Raw genomic sequence first — 12,753 nt, 5'->3', positions numbered from 1 at the left:
CATCCCGATCACATCATCGAGAACAGCCTCACCACGACCCGCCACCGGCGTACCCACCGCAACATCCGCACTACCCGACACCCGCGACAACAACACCGCCAACGCCGCATGCACCACCATGAAGGTCGTGCTTCCCTGAGCGCGCGCCAGATCGGTGATGCGTGCGTGCAACTCGCCATCGAGCGAAAGAGAGTGCCGGGCTCCACGGCCGGACCACAGGGGCGGACGTGCTCGATCCAGCGGCAACTCCAGGTGGTCCGGCAAGCCCGCCAGCGCTTCCCGCCAGTACTGTTCCTGCATGCTGATCAGCGAGTTCGGGTCCTCGGGCACACCGAGCACTTCCCGCTGCCACAACGTGTAGTCGGCGTACTGCACCCGCAGCGGCGGCCATTTCGGCGACTCCCCTGCAGCTCGCACGGAGTACGCAAGCATGATGTCCCTCGTCAACGGCACCATCGAGAAGCCGTCGGCGGCAATGTGGTGGACCACGATGACGAGCACATGCTCGTTGGCCTCGAGTTCGAACAGGCGGACACGGAAGGGCGGGGCCACTGCAACGTCGAAGGGAGCCGCCACGACAGCCCAGATATGCTCGATCAGCTCGCTTTCGCCAGTTGCGGTTGCGAGCCAGTCGATTTCGGTTTCGTCGACCGGCGATATCTGTTGCGATCCGACGCCGTCGACCTCCGGGTAGCAGGTACGTAGCGAGGCATGACGCGCAACGAGATCACCGACCGCCGAACGCAGGGCGGTGGCGTCGAGTGCACCGGAAAGCCGCACCGCGACGGTGATGTTGTCGACCGAGGACGTCGGTTCGAGTCGATTGAGAAACCACATACGCTGCTGCGCCAACGACAGCGGGATTTGTTCGGGCCATTGTCGGGCGTCGAGCGCAGGCCTCGGCGATGCCTTTCCGTGCGGAGCGCCGTCCAGGGCCGCGGCCCATCGCGCCACGGTCGAGACGTCGAAGAAGTCACGGACAGCTGTCTCGACACCGAAACGTGCGTTCAGACGCGTAACCAGTCGCGTCGCATTGAGAGAATTGCCGCCGAGTTCGAAGAAGTCGTCGGCACGGCCGACTCGGTCGAGACCGAGCACGTCGGCGAACTCTGCAGCCACAGCGATTTCGGTAGCCGACCGAGGCGGGGTGAACTCGGTCCGAGCCTCCGGTGGATCGGGTAGGCCGCCGCGATCCAGCTTCCCCGAGTGACCCAACGGCATCTTCTCCAGCACAAGCAGCGCCGACGGCACCATGTAGGTCGGTAGCGTGCGTCGAAGCTCCGACGTCAGAGTTTCGGTGTCGAGATACGCGCCGTGCACGGGGACGACATAGCCGAGCAATCTGTCATCGCGGAGGATGACAGCACTCTGCGATACCGAGTCCTGTTGACGCAGCAGTGTTTCGATCTCGCCCAGCTCGATGCGCAGTCCGCGCAGCTTGACCTGGAAATCGGAGCGCCCGAGATAGGTCAGGTCGCCGTTGTCGGATCGTCTGACCAAGTCTCCGGTGCGATACATGCGTGTTCCGACCGCGTAGGGATCGGCAACGAACCGCTCGGCCGTCCTGGCCGGTGAGCGTACGTACTCGCGGGCCAACTGGATTCCGGCGATGTACAGCTCGCCGACCGTGTTCGGCGGGACCGGTTCGAGAGCGTGACCGAGCACGTAGAGTTCGGTCCCGTCGACTGCGGTTCCGATGGGAATCGACGAGCCCAGCTCTGCCCCATCGAGTTCGGCGCGGTGATGGGTCACATCGATCGCGGCTTCGGTCGGTCCGTAGAGGTTGTGCAGCTGTGCGTCGGAGTTGGCGGCGAACCGAGCCGTCGTGGCTGCTGTCAGTTCCTCACCGGACGCGAAGACGTACCGCAGGGACGGCAGGCCCCGAGTGTCGGGAGCATCGACGAAGACAGCAAGCATCGAGGGAACGAAATGCACGACGGTGACGCCGGCAGTTCTGATCGACCAGGCGAGGTAACCGGGATCGTGATGGCCGTCCGGTCGCGCGATGAGTAGCCTCGCGCCGACTTGGAGCGGCCAGAAGAACTCCCACACCGACACGTCGAAGGTGAACGGTGTCTTCTGAAGCACGAGATCTGAGTCGCCGAGGCTGTATTGGCGTTGCCGCCATGCGAGATTGGCCTGGACCGCGGAGTGACTCACCGCGACGCCCTTCGGCTTGCCCGTCGATCCCGAGGTGAAGATGACGTAGGCCGTGTTTCCTGGGCGGAGTCGTGTTGCCCGCTCGGTCGGATGGAGTCGGGCGTCGTCGATCTCGTCGTCGATGGCACCGATATCGCGGACGGCAACAGTGCCGGGCAGAACGTCTGCCACACCGGTCTCGGCGTCGGTGAGCACGAGTACGGGATCGGCGACCCCGATGATGTACGCCAGCCGCTCACGCGGGTGATCAGGATCCAAGGGGACGTAGGCACCGCCAGCCTTGATGATGCCGTACATCCCCACCACGAGATTCATCGACCGCCGGAGCGCAAGTGCGACTGTGCGGTCGGGTCCGACGCCCGCGGCGACGAGGTACCGGGCGACACGATTGGCACGTCGGTCAAGTTCCGCGTACGTCAGCCTCTGATCGTCGAATATGAGAGCGACGGCGTCGGGGTTGCGGTCGACACTGGCTTCGAAAGCGTCCACCAGCGTCTCTGGCGACCCGGCTGGGGTGGTCTCGGCCGTGTCGGTGGCGTCGGACAGGACGTCCGCCACGATCCGGTCGAGGGCACCGTCCGCCCCGAGCATCTCGGGAACCAGATCTGCAAGCACGAGCGGGACCAGTGATTCCGGTCCGAGGGCCCCGCCCATGGCCGCATCGAGTTGCTGCAGCAGGGCGTCGAGTTGCCCGTAGGTGACCAGCTGATCGCCGGTTCGAAACGCCACCCGTTCAGGTTCGGATCTGGACACGTCCGCAACAATCCGCGGTAGGTCGTCAACTGTCAGCGCGCGTTCTGTGCCGTCACCGAAAACCATGTGAAACCGTCCTCCCCACTGCGCAGGCTACTGCGAGAAATGCTCCCCTCCAGGGGTGGAGGGGAGCATTTGTGAAAACTCTCGTCTACCGCAGCGCGCTGGAGACGGTCAGATGCCCATCGAACGTGCCAACACAGGCCACGAGTCCTTCAGGTCATCGTCCCAGTAACCCCACGAGTGCGTTCCGGTTGGCCGAAAGTTGTATGTCGCGGGGATGCCCAGCTCGTTGAGCCGATTCTGCATGTTGTGCGCGCAGTAGTTCGTCGCCGCTTCGATGACGCCACCGACGATGACCTGGTTGGCCAGAGTGGGGACGCGGTCGTTGATATCGGGCCCATTCAGATTGTCGTACGGTCCCGGCAGGCCCGTTCCATTGGAGATGTACAGGTCCACACCGCGTAGGCCTTCGGCGTTGACGTACGGATCCTTTTCGACCCACATCGGATCGTCATCGGGACCGTACATGTTGAGAGTGCTACCGCCGCCGTATAGCTCGACGACCTGCTTGACGAATGTCTGCCCGATGGGATCGCTCGTCTGCGCGCAGCCACTGTAAGCGGCGACGCCGCTGTACAGGCCGGGCTTGGAGATGGCCAGCTGGAGAACCGAGGTCCCGGACGAGGACAAACCGGCGAGCGCGTTGACGCCGTTGGTGCCGAGGGCCGCATCGACGAGCGGTGGGATTTCTTCCGTCAGGAAGGTTTCCCACTTGTTCACACCGAGCACCGGGTCTTCCTGACGCCAGTCGGTGTAGTAGGCCCACTTGCCGCCGATCGGCGAGACGACGTTGATGTTCTTGTCGTCGAAGAACTCGTAGGCATCGGTGCGTGCTCGCCACGTGGCGGAGTCCTCGCCGCCACCTGCACCGTTGAGCATGTACAGGGTGGGCCGCGGGACGCTGGTGTCACCCGGGCGAAGCACGTCGAGCGGGATCTCCTCGTCCATGGACGAGGAGTAGACGTACATGGTGAGCTCGCGGTCGTTCTTGACCTCGATCCGGGTGATATTCGAACCGTTCGACGACGTTGCGCCTGCAAGGGGAGCGGCCATGTCCACTACGGGATCGGCGGCAGCGGTCACCGTGACACCTGTGAACGGCACGACGACTGCGACAGACGCGATCGCCAACCCCCTGACGACGGTGGACAACGTGCGTGGCTTCGTTCGACGCATAAGTTCTACTCTCACCATTCTCTGCGGTACCCCATGGTTTGCCGGGACGGCTGGACTCCAGTCACCCGGAGTTACCGTACCTGCCAGTAAGTAATCGACGCAGCCCTACTGCTCGTTACGTCACGTCGCCTTCGGCTGGTGACTGATCGGATGATGTTCGGGCATCGAGAATGTCCGCGATGACCGCAAGCGCGTCCGGCGATGCCATCGACCAGTGCGTGGCATCCACGACGTGGTTGTCCACCGTTCCCGCTACGAATGCGTCCCATCCCGTGGCACCGACCGCGCCCGAGGTGTCATCGAGTCCAGCCGTGAAGTACAGCAGGTCGCCCGCGAACTGGGCCGGCTCGTAACGTTCGATCAGACCTGGGGCGCGGCCGGCCTCGGCGACGACCTGCTCGATTCGCCCCGACGAGACATCCGCCAGCGGGGACGGCAACGCCGAGAGGACCTTGGCTATCGACTCGGTCGACACGTCGGCGGTGTCGTCGACCGAGTCGGGCAGCAGGCCACCGAACAGGTCCGACAGGGTCATCGGAGCTGCGTTCGTGGCTGCCTCCCCGTTCTTCCCGGGAAGGTGGCTGTCCATCATCGCCAGCATCGTCACTGTGCTCCCCATCTGCTGCAACTGAACCGCGATGGAATGCGCCAACACGCCGCCGAGGGACCAGCCAAGTAGTTCGTACGGCCCCTCGGGCTGCACACGTCGGATTTCGTGAACGTACCTCTGTGCCCACGCCTCGATCGACGACGGTGACCAGTCGTCCTCGGTGAAGACCGGCGATTGCAGTGCCGTGATCCCACGATCCGGATCCACCACATTCGCAAGACCTGCGAACGACCAGGAGACTCCCACGATGGGATGTATGCACCAGAGCCGCGGTCCATCGCGCGGCTCGCGAATGCGCAGCACGACATCCAGAGCTGCGTCTGCGCCACCGGCCGCGACTGGCCCGGCCTCGATACGACGGGCCAAGTCGCTGACGGTGGCGTCGGAGAACAACCACAGCAGCGGAACCGAGAAGCCCGCCAGGTCGGACAGCCGTGCGACCACTTGGGTAGCGATCAGTGAATTGCCGCCCAGGTCGAAGAAGTCGTCGTCGAGCCCGACCTGATCGAGGCCCAGCACATCCGCCACAACGCCGGCCACCATCTTTTCGGCCGCGGTCGTCGGGGCGCGAAAGACCTTCGCCTCGAACTCCGGGTCCGGCAACGCCCGCCGATCGAGCTTGCCGTTCACCGTCAACGGCAACGCATCCAACACCACGAATGCGGCAGGAACCATGTACGACGGAAGCCGTTTCGCAACAACATCCTTCAACCGCTCGGCCCCAGCACCGTCTGCGACGACATAGGCCACCAGACGATCACCCAACCGCTCGTCACTACGGGCAATCACCACCGCATCACGCACACCCTCGACCGCACCGAGCACCGCCTCGATCTCACCGAGCTCGATCCGGAACCCCCGCACCTTCACCTGGAAATCCGCACGCCCCACATACTCGAGCACACCATCACCGGCCCACCGCACCAGATCACCGGTGCGATACAACCGCTCACCCCTACCGAACGGATCGGCAACGAAACGATCCGACGTCAAATCCACCCGGCCGTGATACCCCCGCGCCAACTGCACACCCGCCAGATACAACTCACCCACCACACCCTCGGGCACCGGACGAAGACGCGCATCGAGCACATACACACGGCAATTCCACTCCGGCCGACCGATCGGAACCGTCGATCCCACCGGCAACTCGACCCGGGTCGAGGTCACCGACACAGCGGCCTCGGTAGGGCCGTACACATTGTCCAACCGCACATCCCCGCCGTCCAACCGCACATCACTGCCCTGCAGCACCGACTCCGCAGTCGACGCCGGCAACGCCTCACCGATCGCCAGCACCCGGCGCACACTCCCTGGCAGCGACCCACCCGACGCACTCACGAGCGCACCCAGCACCGACGGCACCACATGCAACGTCGTCACCGATTCGCGCTCGATGACCTCGACCAGATACGCGGGATCGCGGTGCCCCTCGGCCGCCGCAATCACCAGACGCCCACCGGTAGTGGCCCACGACCACAACTCCCACACCGACAAATCGAACGTCGCAGCCGTCTTGAGCAACGACACATCCGAGCTGTCGAGACCATATTCCGAACGTTTCCACTCGAGCTGGTTCACCACCGCCCGATGCGAGACGCTCACGCCCTTCGGGCGACCCGTCGACCCGGAGGTGAAGATCACGTAGGCAGCGTTGTCCGGACGCAGCAGCCCGACCCGATCGGAATCCGACAACGCAGCGCTCGAATACGACGCCAGGTCCAGCGCCTCGACATCGACCACGTGCGCCCCGGTCTCGGGTAGATCCACACTCGAGTCACGACCGTCGATCAACACCACAACCGGCTGCGCCGACTCGAGAATGTAGCCGGTCCGCTCTGCAGGCTGATCAGGATCGACCGGCACGTACGCACCACCGGCCATGACGACCGCGTACATCGCAGTCACCATCGACTCCGAACGCCGCATCGCTACGGCCACCAGAGATTCCGGACCCACCCCCAACGAAACCAGATGCCGGGCAAGCCGATTCACACGAGACCCGAACTCGGCATACGTCCACGAATCCGACCCGAACGTCAACGCAACGGCCTGCGGCGACGCCACGACGGAGGCGTAGAACAACGACACCAACGTCGACGCGGTATCCACCGCTCGCTCGGTCTCGTTCCACGACCGGACGACCCGCTCCCGCTCGCCCTCATCCATGATCTCGACATCTCCGACAGCAAGCCCCGGATCATCGGCCACCGCACCGACAAACGCAACCAACCGGTCCACGATCTTGCGCGCCGAAGACTCGTCGAACAACGCGCGGGAGTATTTCAGCGTCCCGCCGATGCCCGTGGGGTCACCGTTGTCGTCGTACTGATCCGAGACGATCAGATGGAGATCGAACTGCGCCACCTCGGCGTCGGCGTCGACGGCGGAGACAGCGAGACCTGGCAGTTCGAACTCGAACGTGTCGAGATTCTGAAACGACAATCCCACCTGGAACAGGGGGTGACGGGCGGTGGACCGAGCGGGATTGAGCACCTCCACCAGACGCTCGAACGGCACATCTGCGTGGGCGAGGGCACGCACGTCGGCCTCACGTACCTCAGCTACCAACTCCTGGTAACTCACCGCTGGATCGACTTCGGTGCGGAAAACGAGCGTGTTGGCGAACATGCCGATCAGATCGTCAAGCGCTGCTTCACCGCGGCCCGCGATGGGCGAACCCACCGCGACGTCGGAAGATCCGGACAACCGAGTTAACACCGCCGCCCACGCTGCATGCACAGCCATGAACAGCGTCGCGTTCTTCGCGCGCGCCAGGGACGCGAGCGCAGCCTGCACGTCGGCGTCGATGCTGAAGTCGACCCTGCCTCCGTCGAAGGACTGAATCGCTGGACGCGGCCGGTCGGTGGGCAGAGCGATCTGATCGGGCAACCCCGCCAACTCGGACTTCCAGAACGACAATTGCTGATATGCAACGGAACTGGGGTCGTCCTCGCGTCCGAGGACTCGACGCTGCCAGAGCGCGAAATCGGCGTACTGAACCTCGAGCGGTGACCACTGAGGCGCGGCGCCTGCGACTCTCGCCGAGTAGGCAACCATGAGATCTCGCGTCAGCGGTGCCATCGATCCGCCATCGGCCGAGATGTGCTGCACCACGAAGGCCAGCACGTAATCCGACTCCGAGAGCCGGTACAACCGAACCCTTATAGGCACTTCGGTGGTGACATCGAACGACGTGTTCGCCAGCGCACTCACCTCGGCGACGATCCGGTCTTCGGTCACGTCGACCACCTCGACGTCGGCAACGTTCTCGGAGGAGAGGATGCGCTGGATCGGTCCGTCGCCGTCGAGCGGATACACCGTTCGCAGAGGTTCGTGGCGTGCAACCACGTCACCTACCGCGGCCCGCAGCGCAGCGACGTCCAGACCGCCGGACAACCGGATCGCCACCGGAATGTTGTACGCGGCCGACTCCATGTCGAAGCGGTTGAGGAACCACATGCGCTGCTGTGCCAGCGACAACGGGATCCTGGCGGGTCGCGGATCGTCGCCGAGAACGATGCGTCGCTGTCCACCGACCTTCTTTGCCGCCGCCACGGCCAGTCCACCGACCGTCGAATCCTCGAACACCTCGCGTGCTCCGAAATTGACGTCCAGCGATGCCCCGATCCGAGCGGCCAGACGCGTCGCCGAGAGCGAATTGCCGCCCAGCTCGAAGAAGTCGTCGTCCAGGCCGACCTTCTCGACGCCGAGGATCTCGGTGAACACCGAAGCGACCGCGATATCGGCCTCGGTCTCGGGCGCGCGGTATTCGCGCGCCGCGAACACCGGTTCCGGTAACCGGTCTCGATCGAGCTTGCCCGCGGGTGTGAGCGGAATATCGTCGATGATCATGATCGACGAAGGGATCATGTGCTTGGGCAGTTTCGCGCCGACGAACGACACCAGTTCCGCGGCATCCACCGAATCTCCGAGTACCGGCCGCACGTACGCCACCAAGGACATGTCCTGGCCGGCTGCAGGTTGACCGACGGCGGCTTGGTTGGCTGCCGGGTGGCCGACGGTGACGGCGAACTGCACAGACGGATGTGCCGCGAGCGCGGTGTCGATCTCGCCTAGTTCGATGCGGAATCCACGAACCTTGACCTGAAAGTCGTTGCGGGCGACGAACTGCAGAGCGCCCGCCGAGTTCCGGCGAACGATGTCACCCGTTCGGTACATTCTGGCGGGTGTGTCGGCGGCGAACGGGTCGGCCACGAACCGGTCCGATGTCAGAGCCGGATTGGAACGGTATCCCCGGGCGATTCCGTGACCGGCGAGATACAGCTCGCCGGCGACACCCCCCGGCACCGGACGCAACCGTCCGTCCAGGATGTGAGCCGTCGTCCCGGAAATGGCATCGCCGATCGAGATCGGATCCCCGGGAGAGAGCACACCAGAAATATTGCTGACGACCGTCGATTCGGTGGGACCGTACGCGTTGAAGAATCGGCGGTCGCGGCCCCAGGTGTCGAGCAGTTCGGGTGGGCAGGCCTCACCGCCGACCACTACTACGGCGAGAGCGTCCAGTCCGGCTGGAGCCACCGAGGCCAAGGCGGCCGGAGTGACGAAGGCGTGGGTGATCGACTCACGCCGCAGGAACTCGGCCAGTTCGTCACCGCCGTAGATGTCGGTCGGCGTAATGACCATCGTCGAACCCGCAACAACGGCGAGCAACAACTCCAGAATCGACGCGTCGAAACTCGGAGACGCGAAAGCCAACGTGCGCGAGGACGATGTCGGACCGTAGCGGTCCAGTTGCTCGGCGGCCAGGTCGGCCAAGCCTGTGTGGGTGACGACAACCCCCTTGGGCCGTCCGGTCGAGCCCGATGTGTAGATGATGTACGCCGGGTTCTCGGCCCGCAGAGGTCGCACTCGGTCGTAGACCGAGATCTTCTCGTCCGACTCGGCAGCGATCGCGGCCTCGAAATCCGCCTCGCCGAGAATCGACCAGGAACACGTGTCGGGCAGGCCGCCGCGATGGGCCGAGGTGGTCAGACCGTTCCTCGCACCGGAGTCCGAGAGCATGTGCTGGACGCGATCGACGGGATACGTGGGGTCCACCGGCACGAATGCCGCGCCGGTTTTCGTGATCGACCACAACGCGAGAACGGACTCCATCGATCGCGTGATCCCCACCGCAACGACGTCTTCCGGTCCGATTCCTCGTCCGATGAGCACCCGCGCGATCCTCGACGATCGACTGTCGAGCTCGGCGTACGAGAGCGCTCGGCCGTCGAACGAGACCGCGTCCCTGTCCGGGTCGATTTCGACTGCCGCACCGAGAATCTGGGGCAGCAGAGCAGTGGCGCGCCTACGACGAGGACGGCGGGGACGCGCTCGTCGGGCGCCCCCGTCTTCGCGGCCTTCGGTCGTTCGATCGCCGCTCATGCGACTCGATCCATGTGGTGCATGCCTGTATTATCTCCCGCGTCGTTTTCTGCAGTGTCGTTTTCTGCAGTGTCCAGGCGTACCTCGCTGCGCTCCCGCGTCATCGGGTCTCTCCGCCCTGCCCGAGAGCACCTTCGTTCACCAGCACCGAGACCCCGTCTACCTCCAATTGCTGTTCGCCGCCGTCCATTTCGGTGACGACGACTGCGATCAGGTCCTCGAATTGTTCAGAGGCCAACGCCTCGGCCACAGCAGTCGGCACGAATGCGTGGGTGACCCATTCGTCGAGCAGGGTCCCGAGTAGTTCGCCCTGTTCGTCCCGAGTCGGCACCACCCACACGGCCCCTGCCACCATCGCGCCGAGGAGCGCAGTGATCTGCCATACCTCACCTGCGGCAGGTTCGGCCGTGAGGCGGGACTCGAATGTCACGTCGAAGCGACGGCCGGAGTCGATCAGATCCGCCACGAGCTTCGCCTGCGTGTGCTCGACCACGCTGTGGTCGTCGAGGACCACCACAGCCGCGTCATCGATTCCGAGCAACCGCGTTCGCGACGAGTACGCGATGGGCCGCGGTGAACCGGAACCGAGTGCATCGACCGTCGCTGGGTCGTCGAGCGCGATGGTTTCGGTACCGGTACCGGTACTCCCGACGACCGCGCCGGCACCCGAGATTCGAATGCGGTCGGCCAGTGAGGTCGACTTGTCGGCGACGACGATCGCGGCCCCGGAAAGCAGCACGGCGAGCACGGCCACAGCCCAGTCTACGGACGGTTCGAGGTCGACGACCACACGATCACCGGGTCCGATTCCTCGGGCGATCAGCAACCGTGCAAGACGAGACGAGCGTCCCTCGAGGTCCAGGTACGTCACCTCCTCACCGTCGTGAGCAATTGCGGGCGCCTCGGGATCGAGTTCGACGACCGCACCGAACACCTGCGGCACCGATCTGTCCGGCACCGGCGTCACGGCGCCGGAGCCGCCGTTGGACGATCCACCGGACTCACTTCGTGCCCGTTCGCTCGCGGACATGATGTCGACATCGCCGACGACGACGTACGGCTCTTCGGCGACGGCCCGCAGGATACGCGTGAACCTGTCGGCAAAGGAACGTGCGGTGTCCTCGTCGAACAGATCGGTCGCGTACAGCAACGACCCGAACAGCCCTGCCGCAGAGCCTTCTTCACTCGTGCGCGGTTCGATCGTGAACTGAAGATCGAACTTCGCGGCGAGCTCTCCGGTGTCGAGCCCCTCGACCGTCAATCCCGGGAGATCCAATGTGACCCGTTCGAGGTTCTGGAAGGACAGCGCAACCTGGAAGATGGGGTGGCGCCCCTGCGACCGGCTGGGCACGACGGCGTCGACGATGCTCTCGAACGGAACGTCCGCGTTGCCGAACGCACCGAGATCTGCGGTGCGTACGTCATCGACCAAACCGGAGAACGTCCCACCCAACTCGACCCGAGTCCGAAGGGGAAGTGTGTTGACGAACATCCCGACCACATCGTCGAGTTCGGCGGCCCCCCTGCCCGCGATGGGCGTGCCCACGACGATGTCGCTGCTGCCGCTGAGGCGTCCGAGCAACATGGCCAACGCGGCGTGAACCAGCATGAACAGCGAGGTACCTCGCTCACGCGAGAACGCGACCAACTTGGCGTGAGATTCGGGATCCAATTCGAAATCGACCGATCGGCCCTGCATCGACTGTGTTGGCGGACGAGGACGATCGGTCGGGAGATCGACGGCGTCAGGAATGCCTGCCAGTGTCTCGGACCAATACTCGAGCTGTTGTGCGGCCACCGACCCTGGTTGGTCGGTCGACCCGACGACACGGTGTTGCCAGAGCGCGAAATCCGCGTACTGGACCGGTAAGTCTGCCCATTCGGGTGCAGTGCCCGAATGCCGTGCCGCGTAGGCGATCATCACGTCCCGCGCCAGAGGCGGGATGGATGCGCCGTCGGCGGAGATGTGGTGAATCACGAGGGCGAGCACGTGATCCGTCGGCGTCAGCCGGACGAGGGACACCCGAACCGGTACCGCTGCCGCGACGTCGAAGCCTCCGAGCACCACCTCGGCGATTGCTCGGCGCACATCGGTCTCGGCTTCGGCCGACTCGGGTGTCAGATCGAACGACACTTCTTCGGGCGAGAGAATTCGCTGCTGCGGGCCGTCCGCGTCGGAAGGGTAGATCGTGCGCAGCGATTCGTGTCGGGCGACGACATCGGACACAGCCGCCTGCAGCGCCGCGATATCGAGTTCACCGGTCAGCCGCACCGCCAACGGGATGTTGTAGGCGCCCGACTCCGGGTCGAGGTGGTTGAGCACCCACATGCGCTGCTGGGCGAGCGAGAGCGGGATCCGGTCGGGACGCGTCTCGGCGACCAACGCCGGTCGACCACCGGTACCGGCAAGTGCGGCAACAGCGTTCGCGAAAGTCTCGACTGTGGTCGCGTCGAACAGAGCACGCACAGGCACCGACGCGTCCAGGGCGGCACCGATGCGTGAGACGACCTGCGTAGCAATCAGCGAATTACCACCAAGAGCGAAGAAATCATCATCCAATCCCACACCCGAAACCCCGAGAACATCAGCAAACACCCCC

4 protein-coding genes are annotated in these 12,753 nt (G+C 64.6%); all 4 read right to left on the bottom strand.

Annotated features, from left to right (window positions below):
• Positions 1 to 2,913, bottom strand: a 2,913-nt coding sequence (locus tag KVY23_RS24280; protein ID WP_230558485.1) for a non-ribosomal peptide synthetase, incomplete at its 3' end; no start/stop codon positions are given.
• Positions 2,914 to 3,087: 174 nt separating this feature from the next.
• Complete coding sequence (locus KVY23_RS24275; protein ID WP_374108766.1) at positions 3,088 to 4,152, bottom strand: alpha/beta hydrolase; 1,065 nt, start codon at positions 4,150 to 4,152, stop codon at positions 3,088 to 3,090.
• Positions 4,153 to 4,267: 115 nt separating this feature from the next.
• Positions 4,268 to 10,153 carry a non-ribosomal peptide synthetase gene (locus tag KVY23_RS24270; protein WP_230558484.1) on the bottom strand — a complete coding sequence of 1,962 codons (5,886 nt, stop codon included), beginning with the start codon at positions 10,151 to 10,153 and terminating at the stop codon, positions 4,268 to 4,270.
• Positions 10,154 to 10,253: 100 nt separating this feature from the next.
• On the bottom strand, positions 10,254 to 12,753 hold a 2,500-nt coding region (locus KVY23_RS24265), incomplete at its 5' end, for a condensation domain-containing protein (RefSeq protein WP_230558483.1).

This window comes from Rhodococcus sp. I2R, from assembly GCF_020889545.1.
In the GTDB taxonomy this organism is placed as follows: domain Bacteria; phylum Actinomycetota; class Actinomycetes; order Mycobacteriales; family Mycobacteriaceae; genus Rhodococcoides.
This window is presented reverse-complemented; position numbering and strand designations above follow the sequence as displayed.